This is a genomic window from Escherichia sp. WS1368 (assembly GCF_046487485.1).
Lineage (GTDB): Bacteria > Pseudomonadota > Gammaproteobacteria > Enterobacterales > Enterobacteriaceae > Escherichia > Escherichia coli.
In genome coordinates, this window is record NZ_JBJQJI010000021.1 from 25803 (window position 1) to 47021 (window position 21219).

18 protein-coding genes, 1 tRNA gene and 2 other RNA genes are annotated in these 21219 nt (G+C 51.9%); 4 read left to right on the top strand and 17 right to left on the bottom strand.

From position 1 onward, the window contains the following. Positions 1 to 7: 7 nt before the first annotated feature. From bcsA to bcsR, 3 genes are read right to left on the bottom strand one after another with little or no spacing between them, the layout of a single operon-like run. The gene (gene bcsA, locus ACJHYD_RS21995; RefSeq protein WP_000025849.1) at positions 8 to 2626 is read right to left on the bottom strand and encodes a UDP-forming cellulose synthase catalytic subunit; all 2619 of its coding nucleotides are present in this window, start codon (positions 2624 to 2626) and stop codon (positions 8 to 10) included. Further along, positions 2623 to 3375: a cellulose biosynthesis protein BcsQ gene (bcsQ, locus tag ACJHYD_RS22000; RefSeq protein WP_000279507.1), complete on the bottom strand. Its 753-nt coding sequence runs from the start codon at positions 3373 to 3375 to the stop codon at positions 2623 to 2625. The genes bcsA and bcsQ overlap by 4 nt, the downstream gene beginning before the upstream one ends. Positions 3376 to 3386: 11 nt before the next feature. Beyond that, positions 3387 to 3575 carry a cellulose biosynthesis protein BcsR gene (gene bcsR, locus ACJHYD_RS22005; protein WP_001063314.1) on the bottom strand — a complete coding sequence of 63 codons (189 nt, stop codon included), beginning with the start codon at positions 3573 to 3575 and terminating at the stop codon, positions 3387 to 3389. A 271-nt stretch (positions 3576 to 3846) separates the two neighbouring features. On the opposite strand from bcsR, the gene bcsE reads away from it, so the two are divergent. The 3 genes from bcsE to bcsG are packed head-to-tail and all read left to right on the top strand — an operon-like array spanning position 3847 to position 7282. Beyond that, positions 3847 to 5418, top strand: a complete 1572-nt coding sequence (gene bcsE / locus ACJHYD_RS22010) for a cellulose biosynthesis c-di-GMP-binding protein BcsE (RefSeq protein WP_019842823.1) — start codon at positions 3847 to 3849, stop codon at positions 5416 to 5418. Beyond that, complete coding sequence (gene bcsF, locus ACJHYD_RS22015) at positions 5415 to 5606, top strand: cellulose biosynthesis protein BcsF (RefSeq protein ID WP_000988308.1); 192 nt, start codon at positions 5415 to 5417, stop codon at positions 5604 to 5606. Before bcsE ends, bcsF begins: the two co-directional genes overlap by 4 nt. After that, positions 5603 to 7282 (top strand): cellulose biosynthesis protein BcsG, encoded by a 1680-nt coding sequence (bcsG, locus tag ACJHYD_RS22020; protein WP_000191596.1) that lies wholly within the window; start codon positions 5603 to 5605, stop codon positions 7280 to 7282. The genes bcsF and bcsG overlap by 4 nt, the downstream gene beginning before the upstream one ends. Before the next feature lie 86 nt (positions 7283 to 7368). Here the strand turns inward: bcsG and ACJHYD_RS22025 are convergent, their stop codons facing one another. From ACJHYD_RS22025 to ACJHYD_RS22035, 3 genes are all read right to left on the bottom strand, one after another. Next, a complete protein-coding gene (locus ACJHYD_RS22025; RefSeq protein WP_001521561.1) occupies positions 7369 to 7476 on the bottom strand; it encodes a type I toxin-antitoxin system toxin Ldr family protein in 108 nt (35 codons plus the stop codon). 375 nt (positions 7477 to 7851) lie between these two features. Further along, complete coding sequence (locus ACJHYD_RS22030) at positions 7852 to 7959, bottom strand: type I toxin-antitoxin system toxin Ldr family protein (RefSeq protein WP_000170738.1); 108 nt, start codon at positions 7957 to 7959, stop codon at positions 7852 to 7854. A gap of 376 nt (positions 7960 to 8335) precedes the next feature. Then, complete coding sequence (locus ACJHYD_RS22035) at positions 8336 to 8443, bottom strand: type I toxin-antitoxin system toxin Ldr family protein (protein WP_001295224.1); 108 nt, start codon at positions 8441 to 8443, stop codon at positions 8336 to 8338. Between the two features lie 475 nt (positions 8444 to 8918). On the opposite strand from ACJHYD_RS22035, the gene ACJHYD_RS22040 reads away from it, so the two are divergent. Continuing rightward, positions 8919 to 10190, top strand: a complete 1272-nt coding sequence (locus tag ACJHYD_RS22040; protein ID WP_001521562.1) for an aromatic amino acid transport family protein — start codon at positions 8919 to 8921, stop codon at positions 10188 to 10190. Between the two features lie 29 nt (positions 10191 to 10219). Here ACJHYD_RS22040 and dppF read toward each other — a convergent pair whose 3' ends face one another. The 11 genes from dppF to ACJHYD_RS22095 form a co-directional block, all read right to left on the bottom strand. Further along, on the bottom strand, positions 10220 to 11224 hold the full coding sequence (gene dppF, locus ACJHYD_RS22045; RefSeq protein ID WP_000103574.1) for a dipeptide ABC transporter ATP-binding subunit DppF: 1005 nt from the start codon (positions 11222 to 11224) through the stop codon (positions 10220 to 10222). Then, positions 11221 to 12204, bottom strand: a complete 984-nt coding sequence (gene dppD, locus ACJHYD_RS22050) for a dipeptide ABC transporter ATP-binding protein (protein WP_001196487.1) — start codon at positions 12202 to 12204, stop codon at positions 11221 to 11223. Before dppD ends, dppF begins: the two co-directional genes overlap by 4 nt. A 10-nt stretch (positions 12205 to 12214) precedes the next feature. Beyond that, positions 12215 to 13117 carry a dipeptide ABC transporter permease DppC gene (gene dppC, locus ACJHYD_RS22055; RefSeq protein ID WP_000084677.1) on the bottom strand — a complete coding sequence of 301 codons (903 nt, stop codon included), beginning with the start codon at positions 13115 to 13117 and terminating at the stop codon, positions 12215 to 12217. Positions 13118 to 13126: 9 nt separating this feature from the next. Next, the gene (dppB, locus tag ACJHYD_RS22060) at positions 13127 to 14146 is read right to left on the bottom strand and encodes a dipeptide ABC transporter permease DppB (RefSeq protein ID WP_000938855.1); all 1020 of its coding nucleotides are present in this window, start codon (positions 14144 to 14146) and stop codon (positions 13127 to 13129) included. Between the two features lie 150 nt (positions 14147 to 14296). Then, positions 14297 to 15904 (bottom strand): dipeptide ABC transporter substrate-binding protein DppA, encoded by a 1608-nt coding sequence (dppA, locus tag ACJHYD_RS22065; RefSeq protein WP_001222876.1) that lies wholly within the window; start codon positions 15902 to 15904, stop codon positions 14297 to 14299. A 628-nt stretch (positions 15905 to 16532) separates the two neighbouring features. Beyond that, positions 16533 to 16668, bottom strand: a non-coding RNA gene (locus tag ACJHYD_RS22070) — RtT sRNA. 32 nt (positions 16669 to 16700) lie between these two features. Next, positions 16701 to 16834: non-coding RNA, RtT sRNA (locus ACJHYD_RS22075), on the bottom strand. Between the two features lie 34 nt (positions 16835 to 16868). Further along, a tRNA-Pro gene (locus ACJHYD_RS22080) sits at positions 16869 to 16945 on the bottom strand. Positions 16946 to 17036: 91 nt separating this feature from the next. Continuing rightward, positions 17037 to 18728, bottom strand: coding sequence for a kdo(2)-lipid A phosphoethanolamine 7''-transferase (gene eptB / locus ACJHYD_RS22085; RefSeq protein WP_001269196.1), 1692 nt, complete (start codon positions 18726 to 18728; stop codon positions 17037 to 17039). A 323-nt stretch (positions 18729 to 19051) separates the two neighbouring features. Continuing rightward, positions 19052 to 20260, bottom strand: coding sequence for an MFS transporter (locus ACJHYD_RS22090; RefSeq protein ID WP_000189022.1), 1209 nt, complete (start codon positions 20258 to 20260; stop codon positions 19052 to 19054). Between the two features lie 228 nt (positions 20261 to 20488). Further along, positions 20489 to 21148, bottom strand: coding sequence for an autotransporter outer membrane beta-barrel domain-containing protein (locus tag ACJHYD_RS22095; protein ID WP_096945186.1), 660 nt, complete (start codon positions 21146 to 21148; stop codon positions 20489 to 20491). Between the last annotated feature and the right edge of the window lie 71 nt (positions 21149 to 21219).

The window sequence follows — 21219 nt, forward strand, 5'->3', positions numbered from 1 at the left end:
GTTATCATCATTGTTGAGCCAAAGCCTGATCCGATGGTTGTGCCGTTTCGCTCCGCTCCGGGCGGCGCGGAATAAACGATACAACCCAGGAAACCAGAGAAGTCAGCACACGGAATATGCCCTTCACCGAAGAAGGCGCAAACTCCGCCAGATGGCGGTAGCCACGGAAGCCGAGCTTCAGAATATCCAGCAGACTTTCCAGCGGCTTATCTTCCGGGTAGCTGTCCTGCCAGAGCGCCCATGTATCCGCACGGGCAAACGTACACTGCACAAAATCGATATGTTGCTGGGTGGTGAGCGGCATTAATTTCAACCCAACTTCATTACCCATCACGCGCGCCACCTGGGTCGGGAAGACGTATTCCTGCTGACCGCGTTTAAGCAACAGATTCACTTTCTGCCCTTCCAGAATCTGCGCCTGACCGTTGATCTTGATCCCCAAACCACCGTCGGAGAAATCCTGAACGGTACACGAGAAGAGGTGACCATCTTCGCGGGCAATTGCCGCGGGCATCGTCATCTCCACGCGGTGCGATCGGCGTACCTGTTTGCTTTCTACCGATACCGCAACTGCGCCGCCAAGAACAATCAGGTTGTAGAATACCCACACCATACTGACGACCACGGTGAGCATCTCGGTTGGCGGGCCATAGAAGTAGCGCCAGATGCCTACCGCAACGCCCACCAGGTTGAGCAGAACAAGGAAGATGTAGGGCCGCGAGATCACCCAGTCGACGTACTCTTCTTCCACCAGTCCACCTTTGGCGGTGACGTTAAATTTGCCTTTGTGCGGGTTAATCAGCGCCACCAGCGTCGGTGGTGCGATATACCACGCCAGCACCGTTTCGTAGATTTCACTCCAGAAAGAGTGGCGATATTTGCCCTGGATCTTGGAGTTGGTCAGGCTGGCATGGATCATATGCGGCAGCACGAACAGGGCAATCATCAACGCTGGCGCATAGATGATGTAGGCATGCAGCAGCAGGAACGCCAGCGGCGCAGTCAGGAAGATCAGTCGTGGAATGCCCGACAAGAAGTGGAACATGGCGTTGACGTAACATAGCCGCTGAGCAAACTTCAGCCCTTTACCGGTGAGCGGGTTATCGAGACGAAAGATTTGCACCATCCCGCGCGCCCAGCGAATACGCTGACCGATATGCGCCGACAGACTTTCGGTCGCCAGCCCCGCCGCCTGCGGAATACGCATATATGCAGAGGTGTAGCCACGACGGTGCAGGCGCAAAGAGGTATGCGCATCTTCAGTCACAGTTTCGACAGCAATGCCGCCAATTTCATCCAGCGGCTTACGGCGAATCACCGCACAGGAACCGCAGAAGAAAGTGGCGTCCCACATATCGTTGCCATCCTGCACCAGACCATAGAACAGCGTGCCTTCGTTAGGTGTTTTACGGAAACGCCCCAGGTTGCGTTCAAACGGGTCCGGTGAGAAGAAGTGGTGCGGCGTCTGCATCATCGCCAGTTGTTTTTCTTTCAGGAACCAGCCCATGGTCATTTGCAGGAACGATCGCGTTGGTACGTGGTCGCAGTCGAAAATCGACACGAACTCGCCTTTGGCATATTTCAGCGCATTGTTGATGTTGCCCGCTTTCGCATGTTCATGAGTGGTACGGGCGATATATTTCACCCCCACGTTTTGCGCAAACTGGCGAAACTCTTCCCTGCCGCCGTCATCAAGGATCCAGATGTTCAGCTTGTCTTTCGGCCAGTCGATACCCAGCGAGGCGTAAATGGTATTTTTCACCACGTTGAGATCTTCGTTGTAAGTCGGGACAAAGATATCCACCGACGGCCACAACGACATATCTTTCGGCAATGGCACCGGCTGACGATTCAGCGGCCATACTACCTGGAAGTAGCCGAGCACCAGCACAATCCACGCGTACGTTTCGGCGAACAGCAGAATAAGCCCGCACACCAGGCTGACCGGATCGTCCCAGTTCAGCGTAGAGGTGTAGCGCCACCAGATATAACGGCAAGAAACGGTCAGCGACAGCACAATCAACATTAGCGCCGAGAAGCGCCCCGGCATCCGCCGTACGATCAGCGCTACCCCCCACAGCAGCATCAGGAAGATAAACTGCGCCAGCGGGTTAAACGGCTGAGTAACGCAGATTAACGCCAGAATCAGCGAGAAGGTGACGATGATACCGAGGATCAACCGCCGCGCCCCGGCACTCAAATGGCCGAGCTCTTTTTTCTCATCAAGATGCTGTGTTTTATGGCTAACGCGCTCAGGCAGCTCGTTCATCCATTGATGGTAACGTCCACGAATATTCTGCAGACCTGAAAATGCCCGCCTGCGCGGTTTCGGCGTTTCTTTGCGCGATGCACCGATCAGTAACCAGCATGTTTGAATGAGATAACGGACCGGGTCCAGCGGACGCGGACGCGAGGCGTTGATATGCGGATACAGGTTTTTATGTTCTGCGCGAATACGCTGCCAGCGCGGGTGCTCCAGCGGAATAAAAATCCAGGCCAGGATCAACCAAAAACAGCCGAGCGTCGCGCTGAAAGCCGACGCGCCGTGACGACGATAATCGCGATAACGCCCGATAAGCCGCGCGTTGACCGGCGGGATAAGCAACCACCGGGTCAGGATACTCATGATTTACTCCCGACTGGCGTTTTCAGCCCGGAATAGTTCAACAGGCACCAGTTAGCCAGCGTCAGTATCTCTTCAGCCGCCAGCGCATCACTGCGATATTCACCGACTGGTTGCTTAGCCGCCAGGCATTCAGCCATCGCTTCATCACGATGAATGAGCATCGGCAGTAATCGGCGCTGGCTTTGCAACCAAAGCTGGTAAATATCGTCCTGAACTTGACTGCCGATACGGAAGTCATTAATCAAAATATGCGCGCCATCCGGCAGCGCCTGCTGATGCAGCCGGATATGGCAGTTGGCATCCACATTGACGATTGCCAGCGAGTGATCGCACAAACTCAGCAGCTGGTGGGTTATCTGCGAGGAATCACGCGGTAAGTCGATTAAAATCCACTGGTAACGCCCGCTGGCTTTTAGTTGCTGTAAGCCGGAGCAAATATCGCTCAGCCGGGTTTGCCAGTGCTGTGGATTTTCTTGTTCTTCAATGGATAACTGACCAAAAGGCAGCAAATCGAGCTGCGAGGTATAGCGCAACCCGGCGTCACGCCAGTCCTGGTCATCCAGCATAGCTCTGGCCCAGCCCTGACGGTGGGTAAAATCAACGTTAAATGACAGGCGCAACAAGTTGTCCGGGCAGGCATCGACCACCAGGACATTTTCTCCCAACATTTGTAATGACCAGGCTAATGCGGCGGTGATGGTTGTTGTCCCCACGCCTCCCCGCACCCCCTGCAATCCCAGTACGGCCATTCACCAATCCCCTACTTTTGTTGCGCAAACTCTGCCAGCAACGGCCAGCGTTTTAATGCCGCGGCCAACTGTTCGCGTTGGGAAATATCGGCATAATCAATATCAGGCAGTGAAAATGCCTGCTTTAACGCCAAAATATCATTCTGGAAGATATAGCCTATCGCGGGATCAGGCAGAGTATCTGGTTCATTGTTATTCATTTGCTTGATCCCTATGAAATAACCGTACCGTTCATGAGACAATTCTAACCGTGAGCATTTCGCCGGTTTATTGTTTACGGCGAGACGGGAATTTGCTCACTTTTTGACTTTCCGTTACGCAACAAAAAAAGTTAAAAACGAAAAGACTAAAATCACACGTCTTGTGACCTGCTAAATTGATTCACATGCTAAATCTGATAAGTTTTAATTTCAATGGTAGGTTTATTTCTTAGCTTTCGCTAGTAAACTGATAATCAGACAAAATGATGACATGAGGGACATTGTGGACCCTGTATTCTCTATCGGTATCTCATCATTATGGGATGAGCTGCGACATATGCCAGCAGGCGGCGTCTGGTGGTTTAACGTCGATCGCCATGAAGATGCTATCAGTCTGGCGAATCAAACAATTGCATCCCAGGCTGAAACCGCACACGTCGCGGTCATTAGCATGGACAGCGATCCGGCGAAAATCTTTCAATTAGATGATTCTCAAGGACCGGAAAAAATAAAATTATTTTCAATGCTAAATCATGAAAAAGGTCTATACTATTTGGCCCGTGATTTGCAGTGTTCTATTGATCCCCATAATTACCTTTTTATTCTTGTTTGCGCAAATAACGCATGGCAAAACATTCCTGCCGAGCGGCTTCGCTCATGGTTGGATAAAATGAATAAATGGAGCAGGTTAAACCATTGTTCGCTTTTGGTAATTAATCCCGGAAATAATAACGATAAACAATTTTCATTGTTGCTTGAGGAATACCGTTCACTTTTTGGTCTTGCCAGTTTGCGTTTTCAGGGCGACCAACATTTGCTGGATATTGCCTTCTGGTGCAACGAAAAAGGGGTTAGCGCCCGTCAGCAGCTTAGCGTTCAGCAACAAAATGGTATCTGGACATTAGTTCAAAGCGAAGAGGCGGAGATCCAACCACGCAGCGACGAAAAACGCATTCTGAGTAATGTTGCTGTACTGGAAGGTGCGCCGCCGCTATCAGAACACTGGCAACTGTTCAACAATAACGAAGTCCTGTTCAATGAAGCCCGTACCGCTCAGGCGGCGACGGTGGTCTTTTCTTTACAACAAAATGCGCAAATCGAGCCACTGGCCCGCAGCATTCATACTCTGCGTCGCCAGCGCGGTAGTGCGATGAAAATCCTCGTACGGGAAAATACCGCTAGCCTGCGCGCCACCGATGAACGTTTGTTATTGGCCTGCGGTGCAAATATGGTTATCCCATGGAATGCCCCACTCTCCCGCTGTCTGACGATGATCGAAAGCGTGCAAGGGCAGAAGTTTAGTCGCTATGTGCCGGAAGGTATCACTACCTTGCTGTCAATGACCCAGCCGCTCAAACTGCGTGGTTTCCAGAAGTGGGATGTGTTCTGTAATGCCGTCAACAACATGATGAATAACCCTCTATTACCTGCCCACGGTAAAGGCGTTCTGGTTGCCCTACGTCCGGTACCGGGTATCCGCGTTGAGCAAGCCCTGACGCTGTGTCGCCCTAACCGCACCGGCGATATCATGACTATTGGCGGTAATCGGCTGGTGCTGTTTCTCTCATTCTGTCGGATTAACGATCTGGATACCGCGTTGAATCATATTTTCCCATTGCCGACTGGCGACATTTTCTCAAACCGTATGGTCTGGTTTGAAGATGATCAAATCAGTGCCGAGCTGGTGCAGATGCGCCTGCTTGCCCCAGAACAATGGGGCATGCCGCTGCCTTTAACGCAAAATTCTAAACCGGTCATTAATGCCGAGCACGATGGTCGCCACTGGCGACGAATACCAGAACCAATGCGACTGTTAGATGATGCTGTGGAGCGCTCATCATGATGACCATCAGCGATATCATTGAAATTATTGTCGTTTGCGCACTGATATTTTTCCCGCTGGGCTATCTGGCGCGGCACTCTTTGCGACGCATTCGCGACACCTTACGTTTGTTCTTTGCTAAACCTCGTTATGTTAAACCGGCCGGGACGTTACGCCGCACGGAAAAAGCCAGGGCAACCAAAAAATGACTCAATTTACGCAAAATACCGCCATGCCTTCTTCCCTCTGGCAATACTGGCGCGGCCTTTCCGGCTGGAACTTCTATTTTCTGGTTAAGTTCGGCCTGTTGTGGGCGGGATATCTTAACTTCCATCCGCTCCTCAATCTGGTGTTTGCCGCGTTTCTGCTGATGCCCATTCCGCGCTACAGCCTGCATCGCTTACGCCACTGGATTGCCCTGCCGATCGGCTTTGCTTTGTTCTGGCATGACACCTGGTTGCCTGGCCCGGAAAGCATAATGAGCCAGGGTTCGCAGGTGGCGGGGTTCAGTACCGATTATTTAATCGACCTTGTCACACGCTTTATTAACTGGCAGATGATTGGGGCCATTTTTGTTTTATTAGTGGCCTGGTTATTCCTGTCACAATGGATTCGCATTACCGTTTTTGTGGTTGCCATTCTGCTATGGCTGAACGTACTTACCCTGGCGGGACCAAGTTTCTCCTTGTGGCCAGCCGGTCAACCGACGACCACTGTAACAACGACGGGTGGCAACGCAGCGGCAACCGTTGCGGCGACGGGTGGCGCACCGGTAGTGGGTGATATGCCCGCACAAACTGCACCGCCAACAACGGCGAACCTTAACGCCTGGCTGAATAATTTCTATAACGCGGAGGCGAAACGTAAATCGACCTTCCCGTCTTCGCTGCCCGCTGATGCTCAACCATTTGAACTACTGGTGATTAATATCTGTTCGCTTTCCTGGTCGGATATTGAAGCCGCCGGGTTGATGTCGCATCCGCTGTGGTCGCATTTCGATATTGAGTTCAAGAACTTTAACTCCGCCACCTCCTACAGTGGCCCGGCGGCGATCCGTTTACTGCGCGCCAGCTGCGGGCAGACTTCGCACACTAATCTGTATCAACCGGCAAATAACGACTGCTATCTGTTTGATAACCTGTCGAAACTGGGCTTTACCCAGCACCTGATGATGGGACATAACGGCCAGTTCGGCGGTTTTTTGAAAGAAGTTCGCGAAAATGGCGGCATGCAGACCGAATTGATGGATCAAACAAATCTGCCGGTTATTTTGCTGGGCTTTGATGGTTCGCCGGTTTATGACGATACCGCCGTGCTTAACCGCTGGCTGGACGTTACCGAAAAAGATAAAAACAGCCGTAGTGCCACGTTCTACAACACGCTTCCACTGCATGACGGCAACCATTATCCGGGCGTCAGCAAAACAGCGGATTACAAAGCGCGGGCGCAGAAATTCTTTGATGAACTGGACGCCTTCTTTACTGAACTGGAGAAATCGGGTCGTAAAGTGATGGTGGTCGTGGTGCCGGAACACGGCGGCGCGCTGAAGGGCGACAGAATGCAGGTATCTGGCCTACGTGATATCCCTAGCCCGTCTATCACAGACGTCCCCGTTGGGGTGAAATTCTTCGGCATGAAGGCACCACATCAGGGGGCACCGATTGTCATCGACCAACCGAGCAGCTTCCTGGCTATCTCCGATCTGGTGGTTCGCGTTCTTGATGGCAAGATTTTCACCGAAGACAATGTTGACTGGAAAAAACTCACCAGTGGGTTGCCACAAACAGCACCGGTCTCAGAGAACTCAAATGCAGTAGTTATTCAATACCAGGATAAACCGTACGTTCGCCTGAACGGCGGCGACTGGGTGCCTTACCCGCAGTAAGCACGAAAAAGGCCGCAGAGTTTCACCCCTGCGGCCTGATCCGGGCGCAAATTGCCATTACGGCAGCCTGACGCCCGCATGACACGTTACTTCCGCTTGTTCAGCCAGTTCATGATCATACTGGCAAGAATGCCAGCAATGACCGGAGCCGCTAAATCATGCCAGAAGGCCATGCCCAGTTCTGCGAGCGTCATATAGCCGCCTGTGTTGTAATGACAACGTTTCGCGGCTATTCTTGAGTGGTCTAGAGTCAAGATTAGCCCCCGTGGTGTTGTCAGGTGCATACCTGCAACGTGCGGGGGTTTTCTCTCTCCAGCAACCAATGCCACCAGGGATAAAGCCCCCGCAACATTGCGCCTCACCGGAACCTTTCCGGCTTGCCGCTGATTCTACGGCCATTTTTGTTCGTCGAAATCCATCATTTCTTCACTCTGTGCTGTGCATTCAGCAGAATATTATCCGCTTGCAACCGTTGCATTTTTCTTACGAAAAAGGCCGCAGAGTTTTATCCCTGCGGCCTGGTCCGGGCGCAAATTGCCATTACGGCAGCCTGACGCCCGTCTGACACGTTACTTCCGCTTGTTCAGCCAGTTCACGATCAGACTGGCAAGAATGCCAGCAATGACCGGAGCCGCTAAATCATGCCAGAAGGCCATGCCCAGCTCTGCGAGCGTCATATAGCCGCCTGAGTTGTAATGACAACGTTTCGCGGCTATTCTTGAATGGTCTAGATGCAAGAATGGCCCCCGTGGTGTTGTCAGGTGCATACCTGCAACGTGCGGGGGTTTTCTCTCTCCAGCAACCAATGCCACCAGGGATAAAGCCCCCCGCAACATTGCGCCTCACCGGAACCCTTCCGGCTTGCCGCTGATTCTACGGCCATTTTTGTTCGTCGAAATCCATCACTTCTTCACTCTGTGCTGTGCATTCAGCAGAATATTATCCGCTTGCAACCGTTGCATTTTTCTTACGAAAAAGGCCGCAGAGTTTTATCCCTGCGGCCTGGTCCGGGCGCAAATTGCCATTACGGCAGCCTGACGCCCGTCTGACACGTTACTTCCGCTTATTCAGCCAGTTCACGATCATGCTGGCAAGAATGCCAGCAATGACCGGAGCCGCTAAATCATGCCAGAAGGCCATGCCCAGCTCTGCGAGCGTCATATAGCCGCCTGAGTTGTAATGACAACGTTTCGCGGCTATTCTTGTATTGTTTGGATGCAAGAATGGCCCCCGTGGTGTTGTCAGGTGCATACCTGCAACGTGCGGGGGTTTTCTCTCTCCAGCAACCAATGCCACCAGGGATTAAGCCCCCGCAACATTGCGCCTCACCGGAACCTTTCCGGCTTGCCGCTGATTTTACGATTGCTTTTTACCGTCAGCACCCGGCAATCTTCCTCATTGCGCGATGCCTTCCAGCTTAATTTCTTTATTTGCAATAGTTGCAGTTCATATCCGAGCTGACTCCAGACTGGTAGTGAAATGCGCAATTTTGTAGAATTGCGCCTCCTCGCGACCTCCCCAGTGAATCTGTTGCCTCATTTTTTACATACTGCGTATTCGACTTCTCCACCTGTTGCGCAAGAGAAACTGGGTTTATTCATTTTTGCGAGGCCGACTTCTTTCTGGACAGGACTTTATGCAGCACAACACACTACCGAAACACGATCAGAAATTGCCGTTTACACGCTACGACTTCGGCTGGGTTTTATTATGCATAGGCATGGCGATTGGTGCCGGAACCGTGCTGATGCCAGTACAAATTGGCTTGAAGGGAATTTGGGTATTTATTACCGCAGCGATCATTGCTTATCCTGCCACCTGGGTAGTGCAGGACATTTATTTAAAAACCCTTTCTGAAAGCGATTCCTGTAATGACTACACCGATATTATCAGTCATTACCTGGGGAAGAACTGGGGAATTTTCCTCGGGGTTATCTACTTTTTGATGATTATCCACGGGATTTTTATCTACTCTCTCTCCGTGGTTTTCGACAGCGCCTCGTACCTGAAAACCTTCGGTTTAACCGATGCCGATCTTTCACAATCTCTACTTTATAAAGTCGCCATTTTCGCCGTACTGGTGGCAATTGCGTCTGGTGGTGAACGATTACTGTTTAAGATTTCCGGGCCAATGGTGGTGGTCAAAGTAGGGATTATCGTCGTGTTCGGTTTTGCGATGATCCCGCACTGGAATTTCACCAATATAACCGCCTTCCCGCAAGCCTCCGTCTTTTTCCGCGATGTCCTGCTTACCATTCCATTTTGCTTCTTTTCTGCAGTATTTATTCAGGTACTTAACCCAATGAATATTGCCTATCGTAAACGGGAAGCAGATAAAGTACTGGCAACCCGGCTCGCGCTGCGTACCCACCGAATTAGTTATATCACGCTCATCGCGGTGATCCTGTTTTTTGCCTTTTCGTTTACTTTCTCAATTAGCCACGAAGAAGCCGTTTCTGCCTTTGAACAAAATATCTCGGCACTGGCACTGGCCGCGCAGGTGATCCCTGGGCATATCATTCATATCACCTCTACGGTGCTGAATATCTTTGCCGTACTGACCGCATTCTTTGGCATTTATCTCGGTTTCCACGAGGCTATTAAAGGCATTATTCTCAATCTGTTAAGCCGAATTATTGATACCAAGAAAATTAACTCACGCATGCTGACTCTGGCGATCTGCGCTTTTATCGTCATTACGTTGACGATTTGGGTTTCGTTTCGTGTATCGGTGCTGGTGTTCTTTCAGTTGGGAAGCCCGTTATATGGCATTGTGTCGTGCCTCATTCCATTTTTCCTGATCTATAAAGTCGCACAACTGGAAAAACTTCGCGGGTTTAAAGCCTGGCTGATTCTGCTGTACGGCATTTTGTTATGCTTGTCGCCACTGTTGAAGCTTATTGAGTAAACCGGAGCGCATGGCCCCGGTTTTGTGAGTTAACGCTGCGGATTTTCATCCTGATCAACAGCAAAACAAGCTACCAGTTGACCGCCGTAGTCTTTTAGCTGCGGCTGCAACTGAGTGCAGGGGCCGAAGCGCCGACGACAGCGGGCGTTAAACGCGCAGCCCGGCGGTGGATTGAGCGGGCTTGGCAGTTCACCGGTGAGCTTGATGCGCTCGCGGCGATCGTCCGGGTTCAGGCGCGGCGTCGCGGAGAGTAGCGCCTGAGTGTACGGATGACGCGGGTTATTGAAGATTTGGTCCTTCGTTCCCTTCTCCACGCAGCGGCCCAGGTACATCACCATCACTTCATCGGCAATGTGCTCAACCACTGACAGGTCGTGCGAGATAAAGACATAAGACAGCCCCAACTCCTGCTGCAAATCCATCATCAGATTCAGCACCTGCGCACGCACTGAAACGTCCAGCGCGGAAACCGGTTCATCGGCAATCACCACATCCGGGTCGAGCATCAGACCACGGGCAATGGCGATACGCTGACGCTGACCGCCGGAGAACATATGCGGATAGCGGTCATAATGTTCGGTTTTCAGGCCGACTTTCGCCATCATCGACAGGGCTTTTTCCCGACGCTGTTCTTTGCTTAAGCTGGTATTAATAAGCAGCGGCTCTTCAAGAATTTGCCCGACTTTTTTACGTGGATTCAGCGAACCGTAAGGGTTCTGGAAGACAATCTGGATTTTCTGCCGACGCAGCTTCTGCGCCTGCGGATCGTGCTTGAGCAGATCCTGCCCCTGGTAATACAGCTCACCACCGGTGGGCATTTCGATCATCGTCAGCAACCGACCGAGGGTCGATTTACCGCAGCCAGATTCACCTACTACTGCCAGCGTTTTGCCACGTTCAAGGTTAAACGAAACGCCGTCCAGCGCCTTCACCAGACGTTCCGGCGCGAACATACCTTTCTTCACCGGATAATGTTTTTTCAGGTCGATAGCCTGCAACAGCGGTTGTTGCGAGGTGGCCTCATGCGTACTCATAGTGTCGGCCTCCCGGCATCATCAAGTGGGTAATGGCATTTGGACTGACGCCCGTCAGAGAGCATATTCAGCGCCGGTTCTTCAGCGCGACATCTGTCAGTGGCATAGGGGCAGCGCGGGTTAAGCAGGCAGCCGTTCGGGCGGTCATACTTGCCGGGAACAACACCTGGCAACGACGCCAGACGTTCTTTGTCCTGAGCAAATTCCGGCAGCGCACGCAGCAATGCCTGAGTATATGGATGACGCGGCGCATGGAAGATGGCGTGGGCATCGCCCGTTTCCACCACCTGGCCTGCATACATCACGATGATTTTATGTGCCGCTTCCGCCACCAGCGCCAGGTCATGGGTAATCAACACCAGCGCCATGTTCTCTTTCTGCTGTAGCTCCAGCAACAGTTCGATGATTTGCGCCTGAATGGTCACGTCCAGCGCAGTGGTCGGCTCATCGGCAATCAGCAGTTTTGGTCGACAGGCAATCGCCATGGCGATCATCACGCGCTGGCTCATGCCGCCGGAAAGCTGATGCGGGTAAACATCCAGACGCGATGCCGGATCGGGAATACCGACCTGATTCAGCAGGTCAATCGCCCGCTGACGGCGGGTACTTTTGTTGCCGCCCTGATGCACCTTAATCGCTTCCATAATCTGGAAACCCACGGTGTAGCACGGGTTAAGGCTGGTCATCGGGTCCTGGAAGATCATCGCCACTTCGGCACCCACCAGGTTGCGGCGCTCTTTTTCTGAGATACGCTGTAAATCCTGACCGTTAAACTCCAGCTTTTCCGCCATTACGCGGCCCGGATAATCAATCAGCCCCATAATCGCCAGCGAACTGACCGATTTACCAGAGCCGGACTCACCCACAATCCCGACCACTTCGCCCTGTTTTACGCTGTAGCTGATGCGGTCTACGGCGCGGAACGGTGCGCTTTCGTCGCCGAAATGCACCGATAATTTATCTACATTTAATAACGCCATCTCGAACCTCTTACTGCTTCAGTTTGGGATCGAGCGCGTCACGCAGACCGTCACCCATCAGGTTAAATGCCAGCACCGTCAGCAGGATCGCCAGACCCGGGAAGGTCACGACCCACCAGGCGCTTTGCGCGAACTGCAACACGTCGGAGAGCATGGTGCCCCACTCCGGCGTTGGCGGCTGCGCCCCCATGCCGAGGAAACCAAGAGCAGCCATATCGAGAATGGCGTTAGAGAAACCGAGCGACGCCTGAACAATCAGAGGCGCAAGGCAGTTCGGGAAGATGTTAATAAACATCTGACGCATCGCCCCGGCACCTGCCACGCGAGACGCGGTAACGTAATCGCGATTCACCTCCACCAGCACGGCGGCGCGGGTTAAGCGCACATAGTGCGGCAAGGCAACGAAGGTCAATGCCAGCGCGGCGTTACCAATCGACGGGCCGAAAATTGCCACCAGCACCAGTGCCAACAGCAAACTTGGCAGCGCCAGCATGATATCGACCACGCGCATGATGATGTTATCGACCAGGCCTCCGAAGTAACCGGCGATCAGGCCGAGAATAACGCCCATAATCAGCGATAACACAACTACCAGACAGCCAACCAGCAGTGACAATCGCGCACCGTACATCAGACGCGACAGCACATCACGGCCTACGTCATCGGTGCCCAGCAAGTGCGCCATGCTGCCGCCTTCCTGCCAGGCTGGCGGGGCGAGCAGTGCATCGCGGAACTGTTCCGCCGGGTTATAGGGTGCAATCCAGTTGGCAAAGATCGCGATAAACAGCACGATGACGACGTAAACCAGCCCGACGACCGCGCCTTTGTTGCGTTTAAAATAGTGCCAGAACTCCTGTAACGGGGTCATCGGCACCGGTGCGCTAATCACTTTATTTTCAGTAACCTGTGACATGATGTCCCCTTACTTCTTATGACGAATACGCGGGTTCACCACGCCGTACAGCAGATCGACCAGCAAGTTGACGAGGATAATCATCGTCGCCACCAGCAATACGCCGCCCTGCACTACCGGATAGTCGCGGCGTTGCAGTGCGTCAATCAACCAGCGCCCCAGACCGGGCCACGAGAAGATGGTTTCGGTCAGAATCGCCCCCGCCAGCAATGTTCCCACCTGGAGGCCGATAACGGTCACTACCGGCAGCATCGCGTTACGCAGCGCATGGACGATAATCACCCGCATGCGGGTCAACCCTTTGGCGCGCGCGGTGCGGATATAATCTTCACCCAGCACTTCCAGCATCGAGGAGCGTGTCATACGTACAATGACCGCCAGCGGGATAGTACCCAGCACAATGGCGGGCAGGATCATATGGGCGACGGCATCGATAAAGTTACCGTCTTCACCCCAGATGGCGGTGTCGATTAGCATAAAACCGGTTAACGGATTGGAATCATCGAGGAACACCATGTCGCTCACGCGACCGGAGACGGGCGTCAGGTTCCAGTGCACCGAAACCAGCATGATCAGCATCATGCCCCACCAGAAGATAGGCATTGAATAACCTGTCAGCGCCAGGCCAACCGCCGTGTGATCGAAAATGGAACCGCGTTTAACCGCAGCCAGCACACCAACCGGAATACCGACTGCCGTAGCAAAAATCATCGCGCAGACGCCAAGTTCCAGCGTGGCCTGAAAGCGCGGCACGAACTCTTCCCATACCGGGATGCGGCTTTTCATCGAAATGCCTAAATCGCCGTGCATTACGCCCCAAATGTAATGGAGATACTGCTGCCACATCGGTTTATCTAAGCCGAGTTCAGCCAGCAGCTGCGCGTGACGCTCTGGGGAGATCCCACGTTCGCCCGCCATGATCATCACCGGATCGCCCGGGATCATGTGGACAAAGGCAAATGTGAGAAGGGTAATACCGATAAACGTGGGGATGACGAGTCCCAAACGTCGGAGAATAAACTGCAACATAACCCGGATTCTCTGTAGTGACCCGCAGCCTGGAACTGCGTGTCTGTATTGCTCACAAATCAATTCCCGCCCAGGTCGGGCAGGGAATGAAGTATTGCTGCCGGATGGCGCTGCACGCAGAGGCACAGCGCCACCGGGTATGGCTTTTAATTATTCGATAGAGACGTTTTCGAAGTGATGTTTGCCTAATGGATCAACCACATAGCCTTTAACTTCTTTGCGTACCGGTTCAAACACGGTGGAGTGAGCGATGATCAGTGCCGGAGCCTGATCGTGCATCACCACCTGCGCTTGCTTGTACAGTTCAACGCGTTTGTTATGGTCGTCGGTAGCACGCGCCGGTTGAATCAGATCTTCAAACGGTTTGTAGCACCATTTTGAGTAGTTGGAGCCTTGTTCAGAGGCGGCGCAGCTGAACAGGGTGGCGAAGAAGTTATCCGGATCCCCATTATCGCCAGTCCAGCCCATCATTACCGTCTGGTGCTCGCCATCTTTCGCACGCTTGAGGTACTCACCCCATTCGTAGGTGACAATTTTGGCCTGCACGCCGACTTTCGCCCAGTCTGCCTGAATCATCTCCGCCATGCGGCGAGCGTTCGGGTTATACGGACGTTGTACCGGCATTGCCCACAGGTCGATGGAGAAGCCTTTTTCCAGGCCCGCTTCTTTCAGCAAGGCTTTCGCTTTTTCGGGATCGTAGGTGTAGTCCTGAACGTCGTCGTTATAGCCCCACATGGTTGGCGGGATCAGGTTTTTCGCTGCCACGCCCGCGCCCTGATAAACCGCTTTGATGATCGCGTCTTTGTTCACCGCGTAGGTCAGAGCCTGGCGAACTTTCACATCATCGAGTGGTTTTTTCTGCACGTTATATGAAAGATAGCCGACGTTCAGCCCCGGCATTTCCATCAGGTTGATGGATTTATCCTGCTTCATGCGAGCGATATCTGCCGGGTTCGGGTACGGCATCACCTGGCATTCATTCTTCTGCAATTTCGCGTAACGCACGGAAGCATCAGGGGTAATAGAGAAAACCAGCGTATCGATCTGCGGTTTGGTGCCCCAGTAGCCATCAAACGCTTTGTAGCGGATACGGGAATCTTTTTGATACTGCTGTAACTGGAACGGACCGGTACCGATTGGGTTGAGGTCCAGTTTTTCCGGTGTACCGGCTTTCATCATCGCGTCAGCATATTCTTTTGACAGAATAGAGGCGAAGTCCATTGCCAGGTCAGCGAGGAACGGCGCTTCCGGTCGAGTCAGCACAAACTGAACGGTGTTGTCGTCCACCTTTTTCACTTCGCTGATCAGCTCCGGCAAGCCCATGCCTTCGAAGTATTCGTAGCTGCCGCCAGAGACTTTATGGTACGGGTTTTGCGCGTTTTTCTGACGATCGAACGAGAACACCACGTCATCGGCGTTCAGTTCGCGCGTCGGTTTGAATTCTTTGTTGTCGTGCCACTTCACACCTTTACGCAGATGGAAGGTATAGGTTTTTCCGTCTTCGCTGACTTCCCACTTTTCAGCGAGGCCCGGAATCACTTCGGTGGTGCCGATTTTAAATTCAACCAGGCGGTTATAAAGCGGCACGGAAGAGGCGTCATAGGTAGTACCGGAGGTAAACAACTGCGGGTTAAACCCTTCCGGAGATCCTTCTGAGCAATAAACCAGAGTTTTAGCCTGAACACTTGCTGCGACGGTCATAGCCACCAGGCTGAGACCAAGCTTCAGCATCCCTGACTTTTTCAAGGAAATACGCATTATTCTGCTCCAATTGTGATGTTTGTTGTTTTAACCCTTTGCAGTGGGTTGTCGCTGCCTGACCTTTTTTGTTTTTTGCCCGGTCGGGTCAACGTTATGAGGTGGGGATGCCGTACTAATTAACATCAGTGTTACAGTGCGGATCCTCCATAAAATGCCCCTCGTGACCTACAATCTGTCAACAGAATGTGAAAACGTCAATACAGCCCACCGGGATTTACACCAACGGTGAGAATCCACAAACAAAGATTAAAAAAACTTCAAACAGCTATTTGCAGCAGAGAAATTTGTGCTACTCCAACATAACCAGAACAATCAGCTTAATAATTAGCAACAATTGGTGATTAAGTTTTATGCATTTTGTGAAAAAAATCTGATGAAAAGGTGGATATCTGAGCGATTAATACCATGAACGCTAAACCGCACAGCGGAAAATGCCAGCGCCAGCCATAAGTAACGCAAAAAAAGATTTAAGCAAATATAAAAAAAGACAATGGTTTCTGTCACAAATCCGTTAATGGATAGTGAGATATGGGGCGCAAATTTGGCAGGGAAATGTGTGGAGTGTTGCCGTTTAGATCGGATAAGACGGATACGCTGTATCCCACAATGAGTGCGGTGCCGAATTTGGTCGGTGCCAGAGGATTACTCGCCACTTCGTGGCTCGCCCTGCGGGCCGTTGCTGGCGCAACGTTCTCTCGCTTCGCTCGAGTCGAACCTCCCTGCCCCCGGAGGTTCTCATCCTCATAGGCTACAAATGCAAAAAAGCCTGCTCGTTGAGCAGGCTTTTCGAATTTGGTCGGTGATAGAGGATTACTCGCCACTTCGTGGCTCGCCCTGCGGGCCGTTGCTGGCGCAACGTTCTCTCGCTTCGCTCGAGTCGAACCTCCCTGCCCCCGGAGGTTCTCATCCTCATGGGCTGCAGATGCAAAAAAGCCTGCTCGTTGAGCAGGCTTTTCGAATTTGGTCGGTGATAGAGGATTCGAACCTCCGACCCCTTCGTCCCGAACGAAGTGCGCTACCAGGCTGCGCCAATCACCGAATGCGGGGCGCATCTTACTGCGCAGATACGCCCTCGTCAATCCCTTAATAGCAAAATGCCTTTTGATCGGCGAGAAAGTCAGCAGGCCTCTTAGTTAGCCGCCGCCTCTCTTGCCTGCGGGATGTGGCACCAGTTGTTGTTTTCGTTAATTCCACCATCCGGTGAAGTATAGCCAAGACAACCCATGATGGTGTCGTACAGTTCTACATGACGGCGTGGCACTTTCATGTCGGCTTCTTTTTTCAGCTGCGCAAATGCCTGTGCATTGACCGGATTTTCCAGATATTTATCTGACATCCAGACCATCATCGGCACACGGAACTGCTCCGGCGGTGCCAGTTCACGCGGTGTGCCGTGCAGGTGCTCGCGTTCATTAATTGACTCACCGTGGTCAGCTGCGTAGAACACAATCGCTTTCTTATCGCGAACCTGATCAATCACGCTGGAGATAAAGTGATCCACATAGGTCACCGAGTTGTCATAGGAGTTGATCATCTGCGCTTTGGTACAGCCGCTATCAACACCAATACATTCCGGCTTCCACTGCGCAAAGCTGCGCGGGTAACGCTGGGTGTAGTTAAAGTGCGAACCTTTGGTATGCAAAATGATCAGATGCTTGCCATCCGGGTTGCGCCCCAGCGATTGCTGCATTTCGTCTACCAGCAACATATCATCTACCGGCTTGCCACGGTTACGTGGCTCCGCACCAATCTGCTCACGATAAGCAATGTTGTCTGCCATCGTGTTGCTGTAGAACCACATTTCGCTCTGCATAGCGTAGAGGTCAGAACTGAATCCTAACTGCTTCAGCACCGCGAAAATGTTCTGTTCTTTTAATGTGCGCTGCGGATTATCTTCCGCTCCACCCTCTCGTACAAACATGCAACGCAGAGAAAGTTTGGTCGCCGTGTCACAAGAATAGCCACGGAACGCCGCCAGATTTTTCTCCTGGGCCAGCTTCGGCGTGGTATTACGCTCATAGCCGAAAATGCCCATATGGTCCCAACGCGTGGTTTCACCGATGATAAACACGACATAAGTGTCATCAACGTTTTGCGGTGCCTGATAAGTGAATTTCTTCGCCGGATTAAGCAATGAATTGTTATCGGAAGATTCATCGACCCGCGCCCAGGCATACAGCCCCAACGCAGAAAGCCAGTTTGATGGCAGATAAGAGTTCGCTACGACACCGCCATAACTCGGCAAATCAACGCCGGTCGCCCTCTCCACTTTCTTCTGCTGGATATCCAGCAAACGAATCGGTGCCCAAACCATAATACCCGCCAGTACGACGACCGCCAGGCTGCGAATACGCTGCCCTGGGGTTCGCAGTTGTCGGAGCAAGGTGTAGCGACAGCGGTTATTCCAGATAAGGATAAGAGGCAATGCACTAACGGCGATTAACCAGAGAATAAAGTTCAGACCAACAACTTCTTTTGACAGGTCGATATCGGTGGTCATGACGGATGCGATGATGCCATAACCAATGACTACATTAAGGAAGGTCATGTAATAGCTGGCACCTGCGGAAAAGAGCACCACCAGCGATGCCAGAATACGCCAGCTGCGGCGGCCAAACAGCGAAAGAAGACGCAGTAAAAAGAAGGTCACCAGTACGGTGGCGGCCAGTTCAACAACAGCAGAAATGCCTTTCCAGACGGTAAAATCGTGCGCATAGCTGCCGAAGCGGCGGTAAAAAACCGCGCCATTCATAAAAAGGCCAATATAGATTGCAAGCAAAAAGCTCAGCTTCTGCTGTGTAATCGATTTGATGTATCTCATGCAAACAAACCCTGGACAAACAGGTGATAACACCCTGCTTAACGGCTTTTCAGGCCCGGCAGGGGAAAAGTGCGGAGGTAGTCAGATAAGTAAAATCTACACGCGCGAATAAGTAGACCACAGCAAAGGGAAAAAGTGTGGGGAAAGAGTGTGCACGAAGCACAAATTTACAAAAATGCAAGTTTGAAAAGAGACTTTAGCGTTACAAAAAGCAGTAAAAAGGGCCAGTTAACTGGCCCAAATTTTACGCGTCATTGTTTATACATTGCGTTGAAGCGTTTGATTCACACTAAGGCTAAAGCCCAGTAGCTCGCGGCAGATGATTAAAGGGAGCCATGCGCCTCACGCAACATTTTCTGCTCTGGCTGACGAATCGTCGTAGAGAGCGCCAGTGACAGAATCAGCAGGGCGAAAATCACGTAGAAGGTCACATAGAAGCCGCCAAACAGTGAGGCGATAATCGACCCACAAATGCTGCCGATACCGAAACCGAGATAAATCACACCGTAGTTTTTCGCCAGGTTATTGAGGCCGAAGAACTCACTGACCAGTGACGGGAACACCGTGATAGTGCCGCCAAAGTTAAACGCCACGCAGGCAATCGCTGCAAAGAACGTCACTGCATTCAATGGTGCAAACAGCAGGGCCGCCATACCCACCAGCGAAATCACCTGACCAATGGTGATAACACGGATTCGGGCGATTTTGTCAGACAGTATCCCCAGAACCAGACGACCTGAAAGGTTGGCGATGGAAATAACAGTGACTGCATTGGCTGCGGAAACCACATCAAGGTGTGCCAGACTTTGGGCGATATCTTTCGCTACCCCAATCACGTACAGGCCGCTCATGCAGGCAGTCAGGAACATTACCGCTAACATCCAGTACTGCGGTTTACGCATCGACTCTGCCAGCGTGTAATCTTTCTCCACGACACCATTGCTGGTTTTCACTTCCTGTTTTGGTGCGTCTTTCATTAACGTTGCGCCGAAAACAATCATCACCAGCGCAATCGCTCCCCAAATCACAAATGTTTTTTCCAGACCCACCGTTTCGAGCAGCTGCGTGTCGATAAATTTGAACCCCAGGCTACCCAGACCATAAGAACCGATAGCGAACGCGGAGATCAGACCTTTACGCTCCGGGAACCACTTCACGCAGTTAGAGAGCGTCAGCAGGTAACCCGCGCCATCCGCCAGACCGACCAGCACACCGGCGCTTAACCACAGCATCATCAGGTTGTCAGAATGCGCTGTCAGGAAGAAGCCTAATCCCAGCAAAATGCCGGAAGCCATAGTGACGCGTTTAACGCCAAAACGTTCCTGTAATTTCCCCGCAACAGAAGATGAAATTGCCAGCCCCAGACTTAACAAGCCGAAAGAGAAAGCGACCTGGCTTACCGGCGCATCCAGCTTGGCAGAAAGCGCGCCGTTAAACAGGCTCCAGGTATAAACCGACCCCAGCGCAAACTGGGTAATGATAGTACCGATGAGTGTCAACCAGCGGGTACGCTGATAATTTGAAGGTGTCATGGCAGTATTCCTGCAGTAATAAAAAGGAAAAATCTCTGCTGACAACCATAACGAAGTGCACTTTATGCCTGGGGAAAAACGGCATGAAATGCCATCAGAACGGAATGAAATGCATTAGTTCAGGAATGAATGACTCGACAATTATTCACCAAATTTATTATTTAGTAAGTTAGCACCCACTATCGCCACAACTGTTGTTATCCAATGGTTTCAATTGTATCTATAACGTTAAAATCTGGCACTAACCCCCATCGTATACAGATAGTCGCTATTGTTAGTGGTATTTTCTGCCTGAGATAGCGCAGCATAGGCAGCAATATTTTGATTGAGCAACATATCAGCGCCTACGGTGACATCCAGCCAGTTGCCGTTCTGGTTTGTCGCCGTCATCCGGCTCAGGCCTGATTGCGCCTTCCAGATATTCTCGCCAAATTGCTGGTTATAGCTGATTTGCGCCCAGGGTCGGAGATCGCCAAGCCGGGAGTCAACACGCCAGCCTAAGGTACTCACGCTGGCATGCCATAACGGATCGGCCAGCGTGGTAGTACTGTCGCCAAACTCGTTATACATCGAGGTGGTTGTGCCATCGTAATGTAATGCCGCGACCGGGCCGGTTGTAACCTGCTCATATAAAGGAAAATTCCAGCCCATACTCATACTGCTGGTCACATCCACAGGAGTTTCTTCCGCCAGATTGACTTCCAGTCCCAGCGCCCTTTGGCTACTTTGAATACGTTGCGACAAAATATCGTTGTAATCAGGTTGATGATCACTATCCCAGGTGTAACGCTCTGTGGAATGTCCGGGTTGCGTATCAACGATATATTCTTGTTGCCAGGCGTAAGCTGTGTTGAGAAAAAAGGCACTGATTACCACACTCGCCAGCAGGCTTAGCTGCCAGCGACCACCGCTTTTTTATGATCATTAACACGACTCCAGGGAAGAGCCGAATTCGGCAA